The sequence below is a fragment of the Mycolicibacterium arenosum genome, from assembly GCF_024320865.1.
Taxonomy (GTDB): domain Bacteria; phylum Actinomycetota; class Actinomycetes; order Mycobacteriales; family Mycobacteriaceae; genus Mycobacterium; species Mycobacterium arenosum.
The window spans coordinates 129,013-150,776 of the sequence record NZ_JANDBD010000005.1; the positions used below are offsets into that span (position 1 = coordinate 129,013).

Annotated in this window: 23 protein-coding genes; 10 read left to right on the plus strand and 13 right to left on the minus strand. The window is 66.7% G+C overall.

Going from position 1 to position 21,764, the window contains the following annotated elements; translation table 11 throughout:
* Position 1 precedes the first annotated feature (1 nt).
* The 3 genes from NM203_RS13895 to NM203_RS13905 are packed head-to-tail and all read right to left on the minus strand — an operon-like array spanning position 2 to position 2,986.
* The gene (locus NM203_RS13895; RefSeq protein ID WP_255060564.1) at positions 2 to 1,030 is read right to left on the minus strand and encodes a phosphotransferase family protein; all 1,029 of its coding nucleotides are present in this window, start codon (positions 1,028 to 1,030) and stop codon (positions 2 to 4) included.
* A complete protein-coding gene (locus NM203_RS13900; RefSeq protein ID WP_255060565.1) occupies positions 1,027 to 2,325 on the minus strand; it encodes an acyl-CoA dehydrogenase family protein in 1,299 nt (432 codons plus the stop codon). Before NM203_RS13900 ends, NM203_RS13895 begins: the two co-directional genes overlap by 4 nt.
* A gap of 16 nt (positions 2,326 to 2,341) precedes the next feature.
* Positions 2,342 to 2,986: a TetR/AcrR family transcriptional regulator gene (locus tag NM203_RS13905; protein WP_408633349.1), complete on the minus strand. Its 645-nt coding sequence runs from the start codon at positions 2,984 to 2,986 to the stop codon at positions 2,342 to 2,344.
* Between the two features lie 121 nt (positions 2,987 to 3,107).
* Here NM203_RS13905 and NM203_RS13910 point away from each other — a divergent pair, with 121 nt between their 5' ends.
* Positions 3,108 to 3,284 (plus strand): hypothetical protein, encoded by a 177-nt coding sequence (locus NM203_RS13910; protein WP_255060566.1) that lies wholly within the window; start codon positions 3,108 to 3,110, stop codon positions 3,282 to 3,284.
* A 23-nt stretch (positions 3,285 to 3,307) separates the two neighbouring features.
* Here the strand turns inward: NM203_RS13910 and NM203_RS13915 are convergent, their stop codons facing one another.
* From NM203_RS13915 to NM203_RS13925, 3 genes are read right to left on the minus strand one after another with little or no spacing between them, the layout of a single operon-like run.
* Positions 3,308 to 5,008: a nitric oxide reductase activation protein NorD gene (locus tag NM203_RS13915; protein ID WP_255060567.1), complete on the minus strand. Its 1,701-nt coding sequence runs from the start codon at positions 5,006 to 5,008 to the stop codon at positions 3,308 to 3,310.
* The gene (locus tag NM203_RS13920; RefSeq protein ID WP_255060568.1) at positions 5,005 to 5,820 is read right to left on the minus strand and encodes a CbbQ/NirQ/NorQ/GpvN family protein; all 816 of its coding nucleotides are present in this window, start codon (positions 5,818 to 5,820) and stop codon (positions 5,005 to 5,007) included. Before NM203_RS13920 ends, NM203_RS13915 begins: the two co-directional genes overlap by 4 nt.
* Positions 5,813 to 6,997 (minus strand): spirocyclase AveC family protein, encoded by a 1,185-nt coding sequence (locus NM203_RS13925; protein WP_255060569.1) that lies wholly within the window; start codon positions 6,995 to 6,997, stop codon positions 5,813 to 5,815. The genes NM203_RS13920 and NM203_RS13925 overlap by 8 nt, the downstream gene beginning before the upstream one ends.
* A gap of 70 nt (positions 6,998 to 7,067) precedes the next feature.
* Here NM203_RS13925 and NM203_RS13930 point away from each other — a divergent pair, with 70 nt between their 5' ends.
* Positions 7,068 to 7,670 (plus strand): TetR/AcrR family transcriptional regulator, encoded by a 603-nt coding sequence (locus NM203_RS13930; RefSeq protein WP_255060570.1) that lies wholly within the window; start codon positions 7,068 to 7,070, stop codon positions 7,668 to 7,670.
* A 13-nt stretch (positions 7,671 to 7,683) separates the two neighbouring features.
* On the opposite strand, the gene NM203_RS13935 is transcribed toward NM203_RS13930, so the two are convergent.
* Complete coding sequence (locus NM203_RS13935) at positions 7,684 to 8,601, minus strand: LysR family transcriptional regulator (protein ID WP_255060572.1); 918 nt, start codon at positions 8,599 to 8,601, stop codon at positions 7,684 to 7,686.
* A gap of 76 nt (positions 8,602 to 8,677) precedes the next feature.
* On the opposite strand from NM203_RS13935, the gene NM203_RS13940 reads away from it, so the two are divergent.
* The 4 genes from NM203_RS13940 to NM203_RS13955 are packed head-to-tail and all read left to right on the plus strand — an operon-like array spanning position 8,678 to position 11,964.
* Positions 8,678 to 9,952 (plus strand): aromatic ring-hydroxylating oxygenase subunit alpha, encoded by a 1,275-nt coding sequence (locus NM203_RS13940; protein ID WP_255060573.1) that lies wholly within the window; start codon positions 8,678 to 8,680, stop codon positions 9,950 to 9,952.
* Positions 9,949 to 10,272, plus strand: a complete 324-nt coding sequence (locus NM203_RS13945) for a hypothetical protein (protein ID WP_255060575.1) — start codon at positions 9,949 to 9,951, stop codon at positions 10,270 to 10,272. Before NM203_RS13940 ends, NM203_RS13945 begins: the two co-directional genes overlap by 4 nt.
* A 4-nt stretch (positions 10,273 to 10,276) precedes the next feature.
* Positions 10,277 to 11,107, plus strand: a complete 831-nt coding sequence (locus tag NM203_RS13950) for a TauD/TfdA dioxygenase family protein (RefSeq protein ID WP_255060576.1) — start codon at positions 10,277 to 10,279, stop codon at positions 11,105 to 11,107.
* Entirely contained in the window at positions 11,104 to 11,964 is an 861-nt protein-coding gene (locus tag NM203_RS13955; protein WP_255060577.1) for a TIGR03619 family F420-dependent LLM class oxidoreductase, read from the plus strand. The genes NM203_RS13950 and NM203_RS13955 overlap by 4 nt, the downstream gene beginning before the upstream one ends.
* A gap of 225 nt (positions 11,965 to 12,189) precedes the next feature.
* On the opposite strand, the gene NM203_RS13960 is transcribed toward NM203_RS13955, so the two are convergent.
* From NM203_RS13960 to NM203_RS13985, 6 genes are all read right to left on the minus strand, one after another.
* Complete coding sequence (locus NM203_RS13960; protein WP_255060578.1) at positions 12,190 to 13,371, minus strand: cytochrome P450; 1,182 nt, start codon at positions 13,369 to 13,371, stop codon at positions 12,190 to 12,192.
* A 75-nt stretch (positions 13,372 to 13,446) separates the two neighbouring features.
* Positions 13,447 to 14,403 (minus strand): TIGR03564 family F420-dependent LLM class oxidoreductase, encoded by a 957-nt coding sequence (locus NM203_RS13965; protein ID WP_255060579.1) that lies wholly within the window; start codon positions 14,401 to 14,403, stop codon positions 13,447 to 13,449.
* 9 nt (positions 14,404 to 14,412) lie between these two features.
* Positions 14,413 to 15,141 carry a hypothetical protein gene (locus NM203_RS13970; protein ID WP_255060580.1) on the minus strand — a complete coding sequence of 243 codons (729 nt, stop codon included), beginning with the start codon at positions 15,139 to 15,141 and terminating at the stop codon, positions 14,413 to 14,415.
* Positions 15,138 to 16,040 (minus strand): NAD-dependent epimerase/dehydratase family protein, encoded by a 903-nt coding sequence (locus NM203_RS13975; protein ID WP_255060581.1) that lies wholly within the window; start codon positions 16,038 to 16,040, stop codon positions 15,138 to 15,140. Before NM203_RS13975 ends, NM203_RS13970 begins: the two co-directional genes overlap by 4 nt.
* Positions 16,037 to 16,810 (minus strand): emopamil-binding protein, encoded by a 774-nt coding sequence (locus NM203_RS13980; protein ID WP_255060582.1) that lies wholly within the window; start codon positions 16,808 to 16,810, stop codon positions 16,037 to 16,039. Before NM203_RS13980 ends, NM203_RS13975 begins: the two co-directional genes overlap by 4 nt.
* A gap of 3 nt (positions 16,811 to 16,813) precedes the next feature.
* On the minus strand, positions 16,814 to 18,268 hold the full coding sequence (locus tag NM203_RS13985) for an aldehyde dehydrogenase (RefSeq protein ID WP_255060583.1): 1,455 nt from the start codon (positions 18,266 to 18,268) through the stop codon (positions 16,814 to 16,816).
* A 119-nt stretch (positions 18,269 to 18,387) separates the two neighbouring features.
* On the opposite strand from NM203_RS13985, the gene NM203_RS13990 reads away from it, so the two are divergent.
* The 4 genes from NM203_RS13990 to NM203_RS14005 are packed head-to-tail and all read left to right on the plus strand — an operon-like array spanning position 18,388 to position 21,745.
* Positions 18,388 to 19,653, plus strand: coding sequence for an aromatic ring-hydroxylating oxygenase subunit alpha (locus NM203_RS13990; RefSeq protein WP_255060584.1), 1,266 nt, complete (start codon positions 18,388 to 18,390; stop codon positions 19,651 to 19,653).
* A gap of 22 nt (positions 19,654 to 19,675) precedes the next feature.
* Positions 19,676 to 19,996 carry a hypothetical protein gene (locus NM203_RS13995; RefSeq protein WP_255060849.1) on the plus strand — a complete coding sequence of 107 codons (321 nt, stop codon included), beginning with the start codon at positions 19,676 to 19,678 and terminating at the stop codon, positions 19,994 to 19,996.
* Positions 19,993 to 21,234, plus strand: a complete 1,242-nt coding sequence (locus NM203_RS14000) for a metal-dependent hydrolase family protein (protein WP_255060585.1) — start codon at positions 19,993 to 19,995, stop codon at positions 21,232 to 21,234. The genes NM203_RS13995 and NM203_RS14000 overlap by 4 nt, the downstream gene beginning before the upstream one ends.
* 52 nt (positions 21,235 to 21,286) lie before the next feature.
* Entirely contained in the window at positions 21,287 to 21,745 is a 459-nt protein-coding gene (locus tag NM203_RS14005; protein WP_255060586.1) for a MarR family winged helix-turn-helix transcriptional regulator, read from the plus strand.
* The last annotated feature ends 19 nt before the right edge of the window (positions 21,746 to 21,764 follow it).

A 21,764-nucleotide genomic window follows, 5' to 3' on the forward strand; every position in this document is an offset into this window, starting at 1 on the left:
CTCAACCCCGGTAGTCGGAGGACTCGGCGAGATCGGCAGCCGACGCCATCAGATCGGTGACCACCTTGCCGAAGGCCAGCAGCTTCTCGTCGTCGCCGGCGCGCTGGAAACCCTGCTCCAGCACGATCGCGAGCTTCCACTTCGCAAGCACCAGGTAGTAGTCGAGGTCGTCGACCTGTCGGCCCGACACCTCCGCGTAGTGCGCCACCACCTGATCCCGCGAGGGCATTCCGCGCATGTCGACGTAGCCCATTTCACTGGCCTCAGGCGCCCAGGTGTCGGTGGGCCAGCTCTGCACCATCCAGCCGAGGTCGAGCTTGGGGTCACCGACCGTGCCCATCTCCCAATCGACCAGCGCTGCCAATCGGGCTGGGGCACCGTGCTTGTACATGACGTTGGCGAACTGATAGTCGCCGTGCATGAGGCCGGGGATGAAGTCGAGCGGCTTGCGCTCCTGCAGCCAGGTGGTGGCGACCTCGAGGCCGGGGATCTCGCGCGCCTTGATCCGGTCCAGGAAGCCGATCCAGCGGGCGACCTGGCGGTCGTGGAAGCCGTCGGGCCGGCCGAGGTCCTGCAACCCCTTGGCCTCCCAGTCGACCTTCGACAGCAGCGCGATGCCCTCAGCCAGTTGGTAACTCAGCCCCTTGCGGGCGTCGAGATCGGAGTCGAACGGCTCCGGCCAGCGGCCGTGGGTGTCCATCGGGGACCAGCCGTCGACGAAGCCCATCAGGTAGAACGGTCGGCCCAGTACGCTCGCGTCGTCGCACACGCCAACGGCTTCCGTGTGCGGCACGTCGGTGCCGTCGAGTGCCTCGATGATGCGCCACTCGCGCAGTATCCCCTTGTCGCGGTCCGGCGGAGCGCCGGGCGGTGGCATCCGGATCACGCATCGATCGTCGCCGCGGACGAGTTCGTAGATGACGTTCTGCGTTCCGCCCGACAGGAAGCGGGTCTGCAGCGGCTCGCCCTTACCGGGCAGGGCGGCGTCGTCCATCCACGCGGCGAGGCGTTCGGTGTCGATCTCGCTCATTGATTGCCCGCCTCGTGTTCGAGGTACTCCGCGAACCGCTCGCGGGCGGCATCCCGTTTGCGCGGCAACCACTCCGACGGCCAGATGTCGTCGCTCGCCGTGTATCCGCGCAACACCTGTTTGGCGACCGTCGTCTTGTGCACCTCGGTGGGGCCGTCGGCGAGGCCCATTACCGCGGCCCCGGTGACCATGCCCAGGAACGGCATCTCGTTGGTCACGCCCAGCGCGCCGTGCACCTGCATCGCACGCCAGGCGATGTCGTGCAGCACCGTGGGCATGACCACCTTCACCGCCGCGATGTCCTTGCGCACCCTCTTGTAGTCGTTGTACTTGTCGATCTCCCAAGCGGTGTAAAGCACCATGAGGCGGAACTGCTTGAGCTGCGCGTACGAGTCCGCGATATAGCCCTGCACGGTCTGCTTGTCGGCGAGCAGGCTGCCCGCCGTCTCGCGGCTCAGCACCCGCTCGCACATCATGTCGATGGCCTTCTGCGACAATCCGATCGTGCGCATGGCGTGGTGGATGCGGCCGCCGCCGAGACGGGTCTGAGCGATCACGAACGCCTGCCCTTCGCCGCCGAGCAGCGCCGAGTTCGGTACCCGGACGTTGTCGTAGTGGATCAGCGCGTGGCTCCCCTCGCCATCGCGCTCACCGTGCAGGCCGACGTTGCGAACGATGTTCACGCCCGGCGTATCGGTCGGCAGCAGGAACATCGACATGCCCTGATACGCGCTGACATCGGGGTTGGTCACGACCATCACGATGAGGAACGCCGCGGTATTGGCGTTCGAGGAGAAGTACTTCCAGCCGTTGATGACCCAGTCGTCACCGTCGCGCACGGCGCTGGTCTTGAACTGGGTCGGGTCGGCGCCACCCTGCGGCTCGGTCATCGAGTAGCTCGAGAACAGCTCGCCGTCGAGCAACGGCCGCAGATAGCGCTCCTTCTGCTCGGGCGTGCCGTAGTGCGCGATGATCTCGGCGTTTCCGGTATCGGGTGCCTGGCATCCGAAGATTATCGGCGCCCACTGCGACCTGCCGAGGATCTCGTTCAGCAACGCGAGCTTGAGCTGACCGTAACCCTGGCCACCGAGGTCGGGGCCGAGATGGGTTGCCCACAAACCCTTCTGGCGCACCTGTTCCTTCAGCGGGTCGACGACCTTGCGTCTCGTCTCGGTCAGTGGGGTGAACTGCAGGTGTGGCCAGATGAGGTCGAGCGGCTCGACCTCCTCGCGCACGAACGCGTCAGCCCAGTCGAGTAGCTCCTGGTAGTCGGGGTCGGTCTCGAAATCCCACATGCGGCCTCCTTGCCGGTTAAACGCTGTATCCCTTGACGAGAGTGCAGATGTCGGCGGTCACGACGTCGGCGAACGAGCGATCGCCGAAAGCGCCTGCCGCCCAGTGCCTGGCGCCCTCGCTGACGAACGTCAGGGCCAGGTAGGCCAGGTGTGCCACATCGACGCCGCTACCGAGCTTGCCGTCCGCCTGCGCACGGCTGAACAACTCGGTGAACATGTCGGCGTCGACATCGGGCCGCGTGCCTTCGGCCAGGATGCGGTGTTCGTGTCGGTAGCCCTCGAGGATCGCCTCGATGACGAGTTCGCGCGGGTTGCGCGCCATCGACCGCTCCAGCGTCGTCATGGCGGCATGCACCGCGGCTTCGATCTCGTAGGGCCCGGCGAGCAGGTCGTGAATGGTGGCGTGCGCCGACTGCGTCGACATGACACCGACCTCGAAAAGCACGTCCTCCTTGCGGGGGAAGTAGAAGTAGAAGAGCGCCTTGCTGACGCCGGCGGCGGTGCAGATGTCGGCCACCGTCGTCGTGGCATAGCCCTTCGTGCGCCACAGGGCCATCGCCGCCTGCACCAGCATCCGCTTGGTCTCGTGCGACTTCGCCCGCTGAAAAGTCGCACGGCGCTGACCACGGTCAGCAGTGATGGCATCGGCCGAATCGGGCACGGAATGCACGATAGCCGGTCTAGAGTTAGTTGACCAGTGTCTAACTAGATCGATGTTCCAGCGGAGGTTCCGTGTCCAGGCAACTTCATCACGTCGTCATGCGCAGCCACTCGACGGCGACGTGAGCGTCTATCGCTGGGCGGGACTCGCATTCGGCGTGCTCGCCCTGGCCGCGGGCGGACTTCAGGTGTGGGCGTTCGTCGCAAGCGGTTTCGGCCGCCACCTGGTGGTCGGGGTGTTCGCATTGGCGGTCGGCGGGAGTGTGGTCACGGCGAGCCTTCTGGGGCGACGTCCGTGACGTCGAGGCATTCCGCCGCGAGTTCATCGCGTTCGTCGCCGAGCACCCAACGGCGCGCTGACGTCCGCGAGTGCGGAGAGGAACAGCGCATCCATCCGAGGGGAGAGTTCGGCCAACGTCGCCGCGCACGCGTGGCTCACTGAACCAAAGATGCGTTCCAGGGCGTCTTTCTCAGGAGCGACGCCAAGTGAGAGGCACAGGCACGCAACGCCGTCGATGCGAAGCTCTTCCAGTGCTCGGGCCGCATCCGATTCGGCGTACCGACCCTCGTACCCGTGGTCGTAGGGATAACCGTCCGAAAGCACGAGCAACAGGCGATTCGGTGTGCCAGCTCGAGTCTTGAGGAGCTCGCCGGCCCTGCGAATGCCCGCGCCGAGGCGGGTGTAGCCCGACGGCTGCAGCCGGTTCAGCCGGGCCAGCTGCACCGAGCCGAAACGCTGCTCGAACGATTTGATGGCGAGCAGGTGAACCGCGTGACGGCCCTCCGACCGGAAGGCGTAAACCGCCACGCGGTCGCCCAGTTCGTCGAGCGTGGCAGCCAGGGTTGCGGCTGCGCGGCACTGGTGCTCGTGGACGGCGAGGCCGTTCACGTCGGCATCGGTGACGGATCCGGAGGCGTCGAGCAGAATGAGAACGCCCAGGTTCCGCTCGATCATGCGGCGCTCTGTGTACACCTTCTCCGGCGGCGAGTAACCCGAACGAAGATCGACGAACAGGTCGACGAGGGATTCGATGTCGAGTTCGTCGCCGTCGGGGCGACGTCGGAGGACGCGAGGGCCGAGTCCGATCCGAGACAGCCGGCGGCGTAAGACGTCGTCGGACGGCACCGCGAAGGGGGAGACCTCGGCGGCGACGTCGAGTGGGAAGTCGAGGACGCGGCACCAGTCCGGCCGGTATCGCCCGCCGTGCACGTCCCACTCGGGATGCAGTGCACCGCCGATGCCGACCGCCGCGCCGGGTCTGTCGTCGTCGATGAAGCGGATGGGCGTGGACATCGGTCGGCTTTCGGGTCCGGCTGTGCTGCTGCGGCGCATCGCGCCCGAACGCAGCTCACCGCCCGCCGTATCGTCGGCACCGGATCGCGCGTTGCCGATCAGCTTGCGCAGAAACTCCGACAATCCCCTGGAGGTGAACGCCGGTGCAGAGAAGAGCTTGAGGATCTTGCTCTCTCCGTCATCGGCATCGTCGGCATCGGCATCCTCGTCGTCGGACATTTCGGAGACGATCGTCTGCAGGCTCGTGTCGGAGTCGGTGGGCCGGCCGCGTTTCGGCTCTGACAACGTGAGGAGCACCGGCCGGATCTTTCCGAACCACGCTGGGGGAGCTGCGATCTTCGTGCGACTACGTGCCACTGCCAGTGACTCCTGCGGGGTGGTCGTGCGCGCGGAGCCACCTGCCGCCAGAGCCGCGGAGAGTGAGGTCCGCGCCGCCACTTCGGTGAGCACCCGGCTGCCCTCGACAGCGAGGTACCGGCGCGCCAGTACGGGACGTCCGCGCAGCGGCAGCATCAGCCGCCGGTCGAGACTCGCCGCGCCGAGCAGTGCGCTCTGCACCAGTACCTCCCGACGTTGATCCTCGGCCGAACTCTCCGCCGCCACGAACACGACCCTGCCGTCCGTGAACGCCAGCTCACCCCGGGGGGCGACGGCTATGTCGACCGCCCGGCCCGCGACGTGAGTGGCCAACAGCCGGAAGCGATCCGGACTCTGCGGGACGCCGCTCACCGCGTCGGCAGAACGGCGTCGACGAGCTCGCCGAGCGCACGAATGACATCCGGGTCGTCGGAGAGCACCTCGACGACCGCCGATTGCACGGCGCTGCGCAGGCTGAGCCCTCCGGCGACGAGGCCACCGGCGAGAATCAGCATTCGCGTTGACGAGACCTCACGCAGCGGTGAGGCGTCGAGGTGTCGAATCGCGTTGCCGAGAGTGACCAGCGCATCGGCGATCTCGATGTCGACGTCGGCTTCGCGGGCCACCACCTCCGTCTCGGTCACCGCGGGCGGGAAGTCGAGGGTGATCGCGACGAATCGCTGACGGGTGGACTCCTTGAGGTTCTTCAGCACACTCTGGTAGCCGGGATTGTAGGAGATCACCAGCTGGAAACCCGGTGCCGCACTGAGCGTGGTGCCCAGCCGATCGACGGGAAGCTCGCGCCGGTGGTCTGCGATTGGATGGATGACGACAGTGGTGTCCTGGCGGGCTTCGACGACCTCGTCGAGGTAGAAGATCGCGCCCTGACGGACCGCTCTGGTCAACGGGCCGTCCACCCAGACGGTTTCGGCTCCCTTGAGCAGGAACCGGCCGACCAGATCCGCGGACGTCATGTCCTCGTGACCCGCGACGGTGATCAGCTCACGACCGAGTTCGTGGGCCATCGCCTCGACGAATCGCGTCTTGCCGCATCCGGTCGGTCCCTTGATCAACACCGGGAGGCCGCGCCGGGCCGCCGCATGGAACACCTTCACTTCGTCACCGGTAGGACGGTAGAACGGCGGGCGTGACCGCGTTTCGGCCGCCGGCCCAACGTTATTCACCGTCGGCGCCGACGGGGCGCTGGATCGGCACGACGGACGGGATCGCGACTCCTTCCGGGAGCACCAGTCGACCCTGGTGGTTGTTGTAGCCGGAGTGCTTGGTCGGCAGCGGCAGATCGGGATTCGGGCACGGTCGGTCGGTTCCCTCGCCGCAGATGCCGGGGTTGAAGTACGAGCGCTTCTGGACGTCTTCCGGCCACGGATCGGCGTGCATGCCGAGCCAGGTCGCGGGCACGTTGTAGAACAGGAAGAAGCACGCGCTGACACCGCCGAAGATCGCCAGGAAGCGAACGAACTGCTGTTTGGCGAAACCGCCTCGCACACTGTCTATTCCGCGTTCGACAACGGTACGTCCGCGGTCATCGGTGAAGAATCGCAGGCAGCACAGCGCCGCCTGGACGCCACCCCACATCAAGCCCTCGTAGACCGGCCACTGGTAGTACGTGCCGGCGTTGAACGACAGGGACTGGATGGCACCGGGGTAGGAGTAGAAGCCGATCGGCAGCATGATCAACGCCTCCATGATGAAGTCGAACACGAATGCGATCGCGTAGGTGACGAGGATCAGTCTCAGATTGCTGATTGCGGGCCAACGGTTCTTGATCCGTCGCATGATCCAACACCCGACGATGGTGAGCAGCAGCACGCCGTACATGTAGCCGGGGATGTTGGTCAGCAAGGGTTCGGGCACCGTATGGCCCGGTTCCTCGTGCGCCACCCAGCCGGGGATGTGCGGTGCCCAGGAGCCCCGGTTCCACAGCCAGGCGTTGTAGGTGCACCAGGTGCTGTAGTAGTTCAGCATCGGATCCTGGAACATCATCAGGCCCATCGACACCAGCAGCATGCCGTCGAGCGTGATGCGCTTTTCCCGCACCCAGGGCCGGATGAGGAAGAACCAGAGTGCGAACGGCAGGCCGATCCAGAGCACGATGGCATTGACCATCAGCGGGATCTGCATGTACATCGGCGGCTCGCTGGGGCCTCCCGCCACCGGCTCGAAGTACGGTCCGCTGACCCACCGGACGAACACGTACAGCGTGTACGCCAGGAAGACGGCACCGACAGTCGCCCAGATCTTGACGGCACTCGACGCTCGCGGCGTCGCAGTGCCGAGTCCTGCGGTGCTGCCCACCGATTCGGTGATCGGCGTTTTCCTCCGATTCGAGAGATCGCTCACCCGCCGAAAGATACCAGTCGGTATCCAGGATGCCAATCAGTTTCTCAGATCCCTGTGGCACACTACGGGCATGCCGGAGCGGTGGACGAGGGAGCGTCGTCTTGAGCACACGCGCTCGCTGCTGCTCGATGCGGCGGAGGACGTGTTCGCCGAAAAAGGTTTCGCTCCGGCGACTCTCGATGACATCGCGCACGCTGCCGGCTACACGAAGGGTGCGATCTACAAACACTTCGCGACCAAGGAAGAGCTGTTCCTGGCTGTCAGTGACCGCTACTGGCGGCGATACTTCGACAACTTCGCTGAAGTGATGGCCGCGGCGGACCAGGTCGGAGCGCGCGAGCGCGACGAGATAGCAGCCCGGTGGCGACAACTCAGCCACGACCGCGGCGCCGAGCACGCGGCGCTGGGCCACGAGTTCACGCTCTACCTACTGCGGAACCCGGACGCCCGCGAGCGGGTCGCCGGTAAACGATCGGAGGTCGTCGACCGCCTGGCGGCGTTCATAGTCGAAGGGGTCGACCGACTAGGTGGCACCCTGACGATTCCGGCGACCTCGTTCGCGCAGGTGCTCATCGCCACGAGCGACGCCATCGTACTGAGTAGCGAGCTCGACGGCATCGACCTCTACCGGCCGATCGTGGACATGTACACGTCGGCGATCAAGCTGCCCTGATTTGCTTCCTCGGTCAGGCTCGCGCGATGTTCTCGACGATGACCTCGCATGCGGTTTCGTAGAACGCGCTGATCAACGTGGAGAAGGACAGCAGGTGCGGATAGATCATGTGCACTTCCAGTGGCTCCGGTGTCCAGTCCGGCAGTATCGGCACCATGCTGCCCTCGCGAAGTTCCGCGGTGCAGATGATCTGCGTGGGCATGGCGCCGAATCCGAGGCCCTGCTGGATGTACTGCTTGCAGACCTGAAAGTTGTTGGCGCGGGCACGCACCGGGGGCGACAACTCGATGCTCCGACCGCCGCGGCGGACCACCAGCCTGCGGGGGCCGCAGAACCCGAAGTCGATGAAGGGCACATCGGCCAACTCGCTCGGCTTCGTGAGGGGGTGCGTCCACGCGCGCGCGAAGTCCGCTGATGCGCAGAGGAACAGGTCCAGATCGAACACCTTGCGCGCGATCAGGGTGGAATCCTGCAGCGGCCCGGTGCCGAACACGACGTCGAAGCCGTCCCGCACGGGATCGACCATGTTGTCGACGAGGCGGATGTCCAACCGCGAATGCGGATACCGCCGCAGGAACGTCGCACCAACCCGCGACGCGTAATCGATCCCGACGAACACCGGAATCGCAACGCGCAGTTCTCCATGCGGTTCCTGTCTGCTGCCCTCGGCGAGCGCGCGGACGGCGTTCGCCTCGTGGAGAACCGCGAGCGCGTGGGCGTGCACCTGCTCGCCGAGATCGGTGACGGTCAGTTGATGGGTGTTGCGGCGCAGCAGCTTGATACCGAGGTCCGCTTCCAGCTTGCTCAGCTTGCGGCTGACGGTGGACTTCGGCATGCCGAGCAGGGCGGCCGCCTTCGACAGGCTGTGCACCTCGACGACCTTGCCAAACACCAGCAGCGCGTCGAGGTCGAAACTCGGGGTGGACTTCATGGTGTTCCAAATATGCAACACGGTGTTGCGTGAGCGCATCTGTTTCCGGCACATCCGCGGCGGTACGTTCAGGCCGATGACCGACGAAGCCGTTCTCACCAAGCCCGCGAGCGGACACTGGACCGATGCGTATCCGGAACTGGGCCGCGGCCAAGTGTCCCTCGAGGACTGCGTGTCCGAGGACTTCTATCGCAAGGAGATCGAACACGTCTTCAAGAAGACGTGGCTCTACATGGGCCGGGTGGAGCAGGCACCGCGCTCCGGCAGTTACTTCACCCGCGAGCTGGCGTTCCTGAACACGTCGATCATCGTCGTGCGCGGCAAGGACGGTGTCATCCGGGCTCTGCACAACGTCTGCCCGCACCGCGGCAACAAGATGCTGTGGGAGGACGATCCCTTCAAGGAGGTGCAGGGTCGAGCACCGCTGCTGTACTGCCGATTCCACGGTTGGCGGTATCACCTCGACGGCTCGCTGCATTCGGCGACCCGAGAGGATCTACTGCTGGACTTCGACGCCGACAGCTGCCGGGTGCCCGCCATCCAGTGCGAGGTGTGGGAGGGCTTCATCTTCGTCAACCTCAACCCGCACAACACCGAATCCGTGCGCGACTACCTCGGCGAACTGGCCCACGGGCTCGAGGGGTACCGCTTCGAGGGGCCGCATCAGGTGTACAAGTTCAGTGCCGAATTGCAGTGCAACTGGAAGATCTTCCTCGACGGCTTCGCCGAGAGCTACCACGGGCCCTACCTGCATGCGTCGTCGTTCGGCAGCGTCACCGCCGAGGCTCGGGAGGCGCTCAACAAACCCAATCCCTTCACCGACGCGCTGGGCTATCAGTTGAAGGGTCCGCACCGGATGTACTCCTTCGCCGGGGAGCCGTCCCGAAAGACGCCGTACTCCAAGCCGATCGAATGCGTGATGGAGGCCAGCGCGGCCGGCCCGTGGACGAAGCGCACCGATCGCGGCCCGATGCCACCGGGGATGAACCCGACGCGCTCGGACAAGTACGGCTTCGACTCGTACCAGTTCTTCCCGAACTTCGTGCTGATCTTCGGTGCCTCGGGCTTCACGGTGCACACGCACTGGCCCACCGGACCGCACTCGCACCTCTTCGAAACCGAGATGTTCTACCAGCCCCCGCGGACCCACAAGGAGCGCTTGGGGCAGGAACTGACGGTGACGTACCTCAACGACATCATCCTGGAGGACGCCAGCCCGTCCGAAGGGCTGCAGGCGATGCTGAACAGCGGCGCGCTCACGCACTTCACGATGAACGACGAGGAGATCCTGCTGCGGCACCTGCACAAGGTGGTCGGGGACTACGTCGCCGCGGGAGAGGCTGCGCGATGACCGGTGCACTGCCGCAGGAGTTCTCGGAGCTCGAGTACCTCGTCGCCGAGTGGGCAATCGAGGACGGGAACGAGCGCTACGCGAAGAGGGTCAACAGCACGATGGAGGAGATCCAGGCCTTCTACGACGCGGTCTTCCCGTATGCCGAGGAGGCCGTCGCCTACGTCGACGAGTTCGACTACGCGGAACCGCTGCCGGACGACGTCGCGAACCTGCGCGACCTGCTCTACTCACTGATCACCGTGTCGCTGGCGGTGGAGCTGTGGAAGCAGCCACGGGTAAAGCACTCCGCCACCACCGTTTTGACGAGAGTGGGTTGATCACATGACGCTTTCCTCCGCTCAGGTGGAGGTCCGCGACCTCACCCCGAGAATCGGCAGCGAGCTCGTCACCGACCTCGATACGCTCCTCAGCGGCCGCGAAGCCGCGAACATCCGCGCGATCCTCGAACAGCGCGGCGTGGTCTACTTCCGCGGCCTGCAGATCAGCGACGAGCACCAGGTCGCCATCGCCAGGACGCTCGGCACCATCGTCGGCAACGAGGGTGACGAGGGGATTTACAAGATCTCGCTCGACGCCTCAGTCAACCAGCGCGCCAAGTACCTCAAGGGCTCGCTGTTCTGGCACTTCGACGGATCGCTGCAGCCGTACCCCAACCTCGCCACGCTGTTGAAGGCGGTGCAGCTGTCCGACACCGGCGGCGACACCGAGTTCTGCAACACCTACGCGGCCTACGACGACCTTCCGCAGTCGGACAAGGACCTGATCGCCGACCTGCGGGTCGTCCACAGCGCGGAGCATTCGCAGTACTACGTCGAACCGGAGATGAGCTACGACGAGGTGGCGTTCTGGCAGCAATCCCCGACGAAGGCGTGCCCGATCGTGTGGACGCATCAGTCGGGCCGAAAGTCGTTGCTGCTCGGCGCGACCGCCGATTACGTGGTCGGGTACCCGGTCGAGGAGAGCCGAGCGCTGCTCGCACGGCTCCGCGACTGGTCCACGCAGCCGCAGTACGTCTACCGTCACCAGTGGGAGGTCGGCGACCTCATCATCTGGGACAACACCGGGACCATGCACCGGGCGATGCCCTATGCGGCGGACAGCGGCCGGCTGATGCACCGCACGATCCTCGCGGGTGAAGAACCGCTGCAGTGAAACTCGGCATTGCGACTCCCGTCGTCACCAATGTCGCAGGGGCACCGCTGGAGTGGGAGCGCGACGCGGGCATCGAGGAGATCGGCCGGGTCGCCGAAACGGCCGACCGGTTGGGCTACCACCACATGACGTGCAGCGAGCACATCGGGCTGCCGTCGACCGAAACCGGCCGGCGCGGCGCCCGCTACTGGGACCCGCTGGCGACATTCGGCTACGCCGCCGCCCGCACCACGAGGATCCGGTTCGCGACGATGACGCTGGTGCTGGGATACCACCATCCACTGGCCATCGTGAAGCGGTACGGCACCCTCGATCACGTCACAGGTGGCCGGGTGATCCTGGGTGTCGGAGTCGGCTCGCTGAAGGAGGAGTTCGACCTGCTGGGCGCGCCGTTCGACGACCGTGGCGCCCGTGGTGACGACGCGCTACGGGCGTTACGTGCTGCGCTCCCGTGCAACACGCCGTCCTATGACGGCGAGTACTACTCCTTCGGCGGACTCACCGTCGATCCGTGCGCGGTGCAACCTCACTTGCCGATCTGGATCGGTGGGCGCACCAAGCGCTCGCTGCGCAGGGCGGTCACCCTCGCCGACGGCTGGTGCCCGTACTACGTGTCCATCGAGCAGGCCGCCGACTGGTTGCAGTCCTTCGATGTGCCCGACGATTTCGAGGTGGTCATGCCCGCCGAGCAGTCGCTGGATCCGGTGGGAGAGCCCGAGATCACGCGGGATGTGCTGCGGACGCTGGCAGCAGGTGGCACCACGACGTTGTCGGCCCGGTTCGTCCACCGCTCGCTGGACCACTACCTCGAGCAACTGCACGCCCTGGTCGAACTGAACGCCGCGGAGTTCAGTTGATCGGCTTCGCTTTCCGCACGAAGTCGTCGCGATCGCTCTGCGGACGCTGGGGATTGAGCGCGTAGACCACGCAGAACTCCCTTCCCGAGGGGTCCGCCTCGGCCGGGAGGTCGTCGGTGTGAATGTCGAAGGTTCACACCCGCCCGGCCCGAATGGACGTCCTGAACCACCACGCGCCCGCCCAGAAGTCGGTGAGGTGGTCCGCGACCTCGGATGCCGCGCCGGTCAGGAGACGAAGGTCGGCATCGCGGCCCAACCGCGCACGGCGGCGGTCTCCGATGCTCTGGCTCCCGCCCAGTCGACCTCCCACTCCGGGAAGCGTTTGAGGATCTCCTCCAGTGCGATACGCCCCTCGAGTCGGGCCAGGGCGTTACCCATGCAGAAGTGCGTGCCGGCGCCGAAGCTCATGTGGGAGTGCGGTTCCCGGTGGATGTCGAAGACGTCGCCGTCGGGCGGGAAGCGGCGGTGGTCGCGGTTGGCCGCGCCGACGAGCATCAGCATCGCCGAACCCTCCGGCACCGTTCGGCCGTAGTACTCGACGTCGCGGGTGACGTAGCGGGCGATCTGCAGCGCCGGTGGCTCCCATCGCAGGATCTCCTCGATCGCCTGGGGAATCAGCCCGTGGTCCTCCGCTAGGGCACGGCGCTGATCCGGGTAGTCGGCCAGGGTCTTGCCCGCCCAGCCGATCAGTCGCGTGGTGGTCTCCGAACCGGCGGTGGCGATGACGATCAAGTACAGCAGCAGTTCCTCTCGGCCCAGCTTGCGCCGCGTGCCGGTTTCATCCTCGAACTCCGCGTTGAGGAGGTCGGTCATGATGTCGTCGGAAGGATGCGCGATGCGCCAGTCGATGAACTCGGAGAACACCTCCCCGGTGGCGAGGGCGTCGACCGTCTGTCCCTCGAGGGCGGCCTCGCCGTGCGCGGTGATCTGCTGCTGCTGATCCTCCGGAATACCCAGCAGCATGCCGATGACGCGCATCGGCATCTGCTCGCCGAGGTCGTTGACGAAGTCGAAGCGGCCGGATCCGACCACGGGGTCGAGGCACCGGGCGGTGAACTCACGGATCTGCGGTTCCAGCGCGAGCACCTTGCGCGGGGTGAACATCCGGGACAGCAGGTTGCGGTGGATGTTGTGAATGGGTGGATCCTCGAAAATCAGTGTGCCCGGCGGGATCTCCATGCCGGACTTGATGATCTCCAAGACGGCGCCGCGGCCGGAGATGAACGTCTCGTGGTCGATGACGGCTTTGTTGACGTCGTCGTAGCGGCTCAGCGCGTAGAAGTCGTGCGCCTCGTTGTAGTAGAGCGGGGCCTCCTCCCTGATCCGTGCGAAGACCGCGTGCGGATTCATGTTGAGGTCGATGCTGTACGGGTCGTAGTAGAGCTCGGAATCCGTGGGGGCGGTCATCGGCGATCTCCTGAGGGCTGGCTGCTCACGGGCACACTTGGGGTTACACGATCACGATCAAGTGTAAAGTCGAGCCTATAGGCTCCCGCTCAGCGACGCCAGGAATTCCGTGGTGCGCTGCCGGGACGCCTGCCGCGCTACCGGATCCGCGCCGACGGGCACCACGCGAGCGGCGAGATCGGTCACCCCGGCGTCGCGGTAACGCTGCAACCTGGCCAGCACGGTCGCCTCGCTGCCCGCCGCCATCGTGTCCCCGACGTCGTCGGCGTCGCCGTGTTCGAGCAGTCGGACGTAGTTGGGCGAGAAGTGGGCGTGGCCGAGGACCTCGCTTGCCAGCGCGCGAGCCTCGTCGGCCTCGGCATCGGCGCACATGGCCACGGGTACTCCGGCGACCACGCGGGGCGCCGGGCGTCCGGCTGCGGTCGCGGCCTCGGTGATGCGCGGTGCGACGTGTTCGCCGATGGCCCGCTCGTCGGCCATCCAGAGCACGGTGCCGTCGGCCCGTTCGCCGGCGATGCGCAGCATGGTCGGGCCCAGCGCCGCGAGGAGCACCGGCACCGGGCCGACGTCGGTGACGTCGACGGGACTGTGCACACGGAAGGTGTCGTTCTCGACGTCGACGGCACCGGGCGCCGCGAACGCGGCCGACAGCACCTCGAGGTAGTCGCGCAGCAGGCGCACCGGGCGGTCGTAGGGAATTCCCAACTGGCCGTCGATGATCCAGTCGTGCGACGGCCCGATTCCGAGCGTGAAGCGGCCCTCCGCGGCAGCCGCGGTGGTGAGGGCCTGCTGCGCCATGATCATCGGGTGACGGGTCTGAATCGGCACCACCGCCGTGCCCAGTTCGATGGTCGACGTGGCCCGGCCGAGCAGCGCCATGGCGGTCATGGCATCGACATAGCCGGGTACCTGCGGGAACCAGAACGAGCTGAAGCCGGCGACTTCGGCGCGGGTGCCGTCGTCGATCAATCCCGGCAGCCGATCGGCGCGTGAGCGCTCCTTGTCGGAGCCCACCATCAGGCCGATGCGCATGCCCACCTCCTACGGCACATGGCGGTCCCACTGATGGGGGACCACCGGATGAAACGGCGCGGCGAACCGCGGTTCGCGTGGCGCCAGGATCGGATGTAGCCGGTGCGCGGTGGCCACCGGGTCGTCGTCGAGGAAGCAGTAGGTCAGGTGCTGGCCCGCGGCGGCGCTGGCGAGTTCCGGCCCGACGTCGAGCGCCGTCGTCGACCACACCCCGGCCACCCCCTCGACGTCGAGAAGGGGCTCAGGAGACCATGATTCGCGTTCGACGATGAGGAACGCCCCACGCACCGGCCACCACGGCAGGACGTCGGCGCCGACCTTCACGCGGGGCGCTGCGCGCTTCTCGCGAACGTCGTACACGCCGCGCTCGACCGGTGGCAGCAGCGGAAGCTTGCGGCCCGCGTTACCCAGTGCGCGCGACAGGTCGAGGAAACCCGCCATGCCGCCGGGGTCGGTGAAGAAGTACGTCATCACGTGGTCGACGGCGTCGAACCGCTCGTCACCGGACAGCCGTGCATCCCGGCACTCCGGTGTCGACACCAACCGCAGCGACGCGCGCACCGCGGACAGGCGATGCTGTTCGGGACGGTGATCGAGGGTGTGCCAGCGCAGGTACTCGGCATCGGTGCCCTCGGGGTGCCGACGCGCCATCGATACGAACAGGGTGCCGACGTCCCCGCGGCCGGTGGTGAGGACGCCCGCGACCTCATCGGAGGGGATTCCGGGCAGCTCCGTCACGACAGCTCCAGTTCGGGGTGGCGGGCGGCGACCATCCGCCGAAAGCCCTCACGCCACGGAACTTTCGTTCGACCGAGAACGTCGTGCATGCGGGTGACGTCCGGCCACAGCGGCGTGTGGGCGTCCTCGGAGTACTCGAAGATCGGCTCGATCCCGACCAGATCGCCGAGGTAGCGGCAGTAGTCCTCGACGCTCACGGTCTCGCTACCCGCCCAGTTCACCACCACCGGCGGGACATCGGCGACCTCCATGGCCCGGATCCCGAGTTCGACGTAGTCGTCCTCGTAGATCGGGTGGTAGTTGTTGGGCGCGTCGGGGTGCAGTCGGATCGGCTCACCCGCCAGGATCGCCTCGAGCCGGTCGGCCGCACTGCCGCCCTCGGGACCGTACGTGGAGCAGATCCGAATGATCGTCAGCGGGATGTCGAACCGACCCGCGATCCACGTGCAGACCTGCTCGGCGGCGACCTTCGAGAAGCTGTAGTTGGCCCGCAGCGGCACACCGGGCGGGTCGTCCTCGGTCAGTGGGCGTCGCCCCTGGTATTCGTAGATCGACCCGGTCGAGCACAGCACGAAGCCCTTCGCGGTGCGGCAGTGGTGCAGCAGATCGCCCGAGCGCTGGGCGTTGGTCTCGACGCAGCGGGCCCAGTCGTCGGTACCGGGATCGACCGCGGCGTGAAAGACGTAGGTGAAATCACTTGGCAGAGTGCCGAAATCGCGGCCGCTGAGATCGAGGGCGAGTGGCGTGACACCTGCGGCGGCGAGGCGGTCGCGGTCCACAGGGTCACGCAGTCGGGCCGCGCCCCACACCTCGTTGTCGGCGGCCAGCGCGCGGGCGATGGGGAAGGCGATCTTGCCGGTCGCTCCGGTGATGAGGATCTTCTCGCCGCGCAGCGTCATGGCGCAGCGGACTCTCGGGCCGCCCGGCGGGTGAGATGGTCGATCTGCAGGTAGGTGGCGTAGAGCACCAGCGGCGGCAGCACGATGAACGGGATGTTCTCGGCGATGAACTTGAATCCGAGACCGAAGGCGCCCTGCCCGATGTTGCTGAACCCGGCGCCGACCTCCGAGAGGAAGTAGACGGCGGTGCTGCTCATCAGAATCGCCACGCCCGCGAAGGTCACCCACAGGCACCGGATCCGCGACTCGGTCGGCAACTGCGGGCGGATCAGTCGCGTCCACATGACGAACACCGTCGTCCCGGTGAGCACGCCGACGACCTCGAGGGCGAAGATCCACGGGTTGCCGCTGACGTAGCGGGTATCAGCCAGTCCGTACTGCCACCACAGCCACTTCCAGCCGGGGTCGTCGGTCGGCGTCCACAGCCCCAGCGGATGGCCGATCAGGAACATCAACTCGTAGCCGATCTGGCTGCCGGCCGTGTACGGGAGGTAGAACAGGGTGAGTTCGGCGGCCCGGTCGAGTCGGGTTCTGTTCTCGCCGGGCGCATCCCACAGGATGACCAGGGGGAGGAGCAGGACGGGCACGCCGAAGATCAGGTTGACGATGACGTCGGTGGTGAACGTCGGTGGGATGACGCCGAGTTGAACGCCGATCGTCATCAGGAGGAAGACGGCGAACGTGAACAGGCCGGTGTACAGGTAGATGCGGCCGCGATGCGGTGCCACCGGCCGAGCGAAGTTCGTCTCCCTGGGCTGGGTCGTCGTCATTCGTCAGGCCCCCTTCTTCTTCGCCACGGCAATGGATTTCGTGTCGGTGTAGCCGTCGATACCCTCGCGGCCGAGCTCGCGGCCGTAGCCGCTGGCCTTCACACCGCCGAACGGAGCGAAGGGGTCCATGGTGTACCCCTGGTTCACCCCGAACGTCCCGGTGCGGATGCGTTCGGCGATGCCGACGCCGCGGTCGGTGTCGTCGGTGAACACCGAGCCCGCGAGGCCGTAGTCCGAGTCGTTGGCGATCGCCAAGGCGTCGTCCTCGTCCCGGTAGGCGATCACGGTGAGCACCGGGCCGAAGATCTCCTCGCGCGCGATCCGCATGGAGTTGTCGGCGTCGGCGAACAGCGTGGGTTGGACGTACCAGCCGCGGTCGACGCCGACGGGCATGGCGGTGCCACCGATGACGGCCCTGGCGCCCTCGGATATCCCGGTGTCGATGTAGCCGCGGACCCTGTCCTGCTGGCGCTGCGCCACCAACGGTCCCACCTGGGTGGCCGCATCGTACGGATCGCCGACGACGAGGCTGCTCATCTCCGCGGCCAGCGCGTCGATGTGCTCGGTGGCCCGGCCGGCGGGCACCAGGATCCGGGTGAGGGCGTTGCAGATCTGGCCGCTGTTGGACAGGCTCGCCGACCGGACCGCGGTCGCGACGGCGGCGGGGTCCGCGTCGTCCAGGACGATCGCCGCGGACTTCCCGCCCAGTTCGAGGCTCACCCGGCGAAGATCGGTGGCGCATGCGGCGGCGACGGCCTTACCCGCACCCGTCGACCCGGTGAACGAGACCTTGTCGACGCCGGGGTGTCGCACCAGGTACTCGCTGAGCTCGCGGCCGCCCGGCAGAACGCTGACGACACCGGGCGGTAACTCCGCCTCCTCGATGAGCTCGGCGAGCAGCAGGGCGTTGAGCGGCGTCTCCGGTGCGGGCTTGACGATCACCGAGCAGCCCGCCAGCAGGGCGGGAACCAGTTTGGTGACGATCAGGAACTGCGGCATGTTCCACGGCACGACGGCCGCGGCGACGCCGACGGGTTCGCGAAGGACCTGAATGTCGGAGCCGTACCTGCCGGGCCTGGCCTCCCGCCACGGGTACGACTCCGCGAGATCGCAGAACGCGGTGATCATGCTCCACGGCATCGCGACCTGCGCGCGCTGAGCGAAGCTGATCGGAGCACCCAGCTCGGAGGTGATCAATTCGGCCATCTCCGTGCGGCGTTCGCCGTAGCGTTCGGCGAGCCTGCGGACGGCGGCGATGCGCTCGGTCGGGTCCAGCCGGGGCCAGGGTCCAGTGTCGAACGCGGTCCTGGCCGCGGCTACCGCGGCGTCCACATCGGCCGGTGCCGCCGCGGCCACGCGCGCCACGGGCGTCACGGCCGACGGTGAGATGACCTCGATGCGCTCGCCGGTGCTGGCCGGCGACCACGCGCCGCCGATGAACAGCTTGTCCTGGTGCACGTCAGATCTCCTCGAGCGCGACACTGCGCCAATATCAACTACTTGCGATTGACTGCGCTGAGCATATACCGTCCGATCAGGAATTCCGAAGACCCAGCCCGAGTCGACAGGAGCAGTCCATGGCTCGATTTCCCAAACCTCCCGAGGGCAGCTGGACCGAGCACTACCCGCAACTGGGTACCGCGCCGGTCTCCTACGAGGACTCCATCGACCCCGAGCACTACGAGGTCGAGCGCAAGGCGGTGTTCAAGCGCGCGTGGCTGAACGTGGGTCGCGTGGAACGGATTCCGCGCAAGGGCAGCTACTTCACGAAGGAACTGAAGGTCGCCAACACGTCGATCATCGTGGTGCGCACCGGATCCGGTGAGGTGAAGGCGTACCACAACATCTGCAGGCACCGCGGCAACAAGCTGGTGTGGAACGACATGCCGCTGGCGGAGACCAGCGGCGTGTGCAGGCAGTTCACCTGCAAGTACCACGCCTGGCGCTACGACCTCGACGGCAACCTGGCCTTCGTCCAGCAGGAGGGGGAGTTCTTCGATCTGGACAAGAGTCGCTACGGCCTGGTGGGCGTGCACTGCGACGTCTGGGAGGGCTTCATCTTCGTCAACTTCGCTTTAGCGCCCGAGCAGACGCTGCGCGACTTCCTCGGGCCCATGATCACGAATCTGGAGGGCTACCCGTTCGACAGGATGACGTCGCGGTGGCACTACCAGTCCGAGGTCAAGGCGAACTGGAAGCTCTACATGGATGCGTTCCAGGAGTTCTATCACGCACCCGTACTGCATGCGAACCAGTCGCCGACCGCCTACTCGAAAGCCGCCGCGGAGGCCGGCTTCGAGGCGCCGCACTACCGCATCGAGGGGCCGCACCGGTTGGTCAGCACATCGGGTATCCGGGCCTGGGAGATGGCCGACGAGATGCGCAAGCCGATCGAGGACATCTGCCAGAGCGGACTTTTCGGGCCGTGGGACGGGCCGGACCTCGGCGAGATGCCCGAGGGGCTGAACCCGGCCAAGTGCGACCCGTGGGGGCTCGATTCGTTCCAGCTGTTCCCGAACTTCGTCATCCTGTTCTGGGGGCAGGGCTGGTACCTGACCTACCACTACTGGCCGACGTCGTACAACACCCACGTCTTCGAGGGCACCGTCTACTTCCCGCAGCCGCGCACGCCGCGCGAGCGCATCGCGCAGGAGCTGGCCGCGGTGTCGTTCAAGGAGTACGGACTGCAGGACGCCAACACCCTCGAGGCGACCCAGAGCATGATCGAGTCGCGAGTGCTCGACGACTTCCTGCTCTGCGACCAGGAGGTGCTGATCCGGCATCTGCACCAGGAGACGGCCGCCTGGGTCGAGGACTACCGCAGCAAGACGGCGGAGGTGTGACGTGACCACGACCCGGACGAGCATGTTGCCAACGGAATTCGCCGATCTGGAACCCTTCGCCGACTGGTGTCTCGGTTCGGAGAAGGAGCGGTACGCCAAACGGCTCGGCAGCACGATGCGCGACATGCAGGCGTTCTACGACGCGATCACTCCGCGCGCGGAGGAGGCGATCTCCTACTGCGACAAGTTCCCCCTCGACGACATGCCCGAGGACGTGCTGAACCTGATGCACCTGCTGTACTCGATGATCATGGTGTCGTTTCCCGTCGAGTGCTGGAAGCAGCCGCGCGTCCCCGACTCCGGTGCCACGTCGCTGGACTGCGACGCCGAGCCCGTGCCGTGACGACCACCGTCTTGCGGGCGGCGCGGTGGGCCGACGTCGCATCCGGTGAGGTGCACTCGCCCGCGGTGCTGGTGATCGAGGACGACCGGATCACCGCGGTGAATCCCGTTGAGGAGCCGAATGATCCGGATGAGGTGATCGACCTCGGCGACGTCACGCTGCTGCCCGGTCTGATGGACATGGAGCTGAACCTGCTCATCGGCGGGCCGGGAGGACCCGAGGGGCTGCCGAGCCCGATGCACGGCGTGCAGGACGATCCCGTCTACCGGACGCTGCGCGGTGCGGTGAACGCGCGGTCCACCCTCGAGGCCGGTTTCACCACTGTGCGCAACCTCGGCCTGATGGTCAAGACGGGTGGCTACCTGCTGGACGTCGCGCTGATGCGCGCGATCGACCAGGGCTGGCACGTCGGGCCGCGAATCTATCCGGCCGGTCACGCGGTGACGCCCTACGGCGGGCACCTGGATCCGACGGTCTTCCAGCGACTGGCTCCGGGAATCATGCCGCTGTCGGTCGCCGAGGGCATCGCCAACGGCGTCGACGAGGTGCGGGCGTGCGTGCGTTACCAGGTCCGCCACGGCGCCAAGCTGATCAAGGTGTCGGCGTCCGGTGGCGTGATGTCGCACAGCACCGCGCCGGGGGCGCAACAGTATTCGGACGACGAGTTCGCCGCGATCGCAGACGAGGCTCACCGCGCCGGGGTGCGCGTCGCCGCGCATGCGGTGGGGGACAGCGCCATCCGCGCCTGCATTCGGGCCGGAATCGACTGCATCGAGCACGGCTTCCTCGCGACCGACGACACCATCGCGCTGATGGCCGACACGGGCACCTTCCTGGTGTCGACGACGTATCTCACCGAGGCGATGGCGATCGACCGCATCGCGCCGGAACTGCGGAAGAAGGCCGAGGTGGTGTTTCCGCAGGCGCAGGCGATGCTGCCGAAGGCGATCGCCGCGGGTGTGCGCATCGCGTGCGGCACCGATGCGCCCGCGATTCCGCACGGGCAGAACGCCAAGGAGTTGGTGGCGCTGGTGTCCCGCGGCATGACGCCGATGCAGGCGCTGCGGGCCGCGACGATCACCAGCGCGGAACTCATCGCCGCCGAAGACGAACTCGGCAGACTGGCTCCCGGCTACCTCGCCGACGTCATCGCCGTCCCCGGTGATCCGTCCCGCGACATAGCCACCACCCTGGACGTGCGCTTCGTGATGAAGAATGGCCGGGTGTTCAAGCGCTGACGGGGAACGGTCCACGGGGCGAGCGGAGCGACGGGGGAATGGAAGGGCCGGCATGGAACAAAACGACAACATCCTGTCACTGCTCAAGCAGGCCTGGTACTACGCCCTGACGACGGTCAACGACGCCGTCAGCGAGCACGGTGTCAGCACCGCTCAGATCGGCATGCTGCGGCAGCTCGCTAACGAGCCGGGGCTCTCGGGTGCGGAGCTGGCGCGACGGCTGCTGATCAGTCCGCAGGGTGCGCAGCTCGCGCTCAAAGAACTGGAACGGCGTGAGTTGGTGGAGCGCAAGCAGGATCCGGAGCACGGCCGCATCCTGCAGGCGTACCTGACCGAGCAGGGGAGCGAGGTCGCCGAATCGGTCGTGGGCGACGCGATCGACGCGCATCACAAGGTGTTCGGCGTGCTGAGCGCGGCGGAGCAGGCCACGCTGTGCGAGCTGCTGAGCCGCGTCATCGAGCAGGGCACCGGTCATCTGGTGGACTGCGACCGCATCGGCTCGCCCGAGTAGCCCACACTTCCCTCCGTGA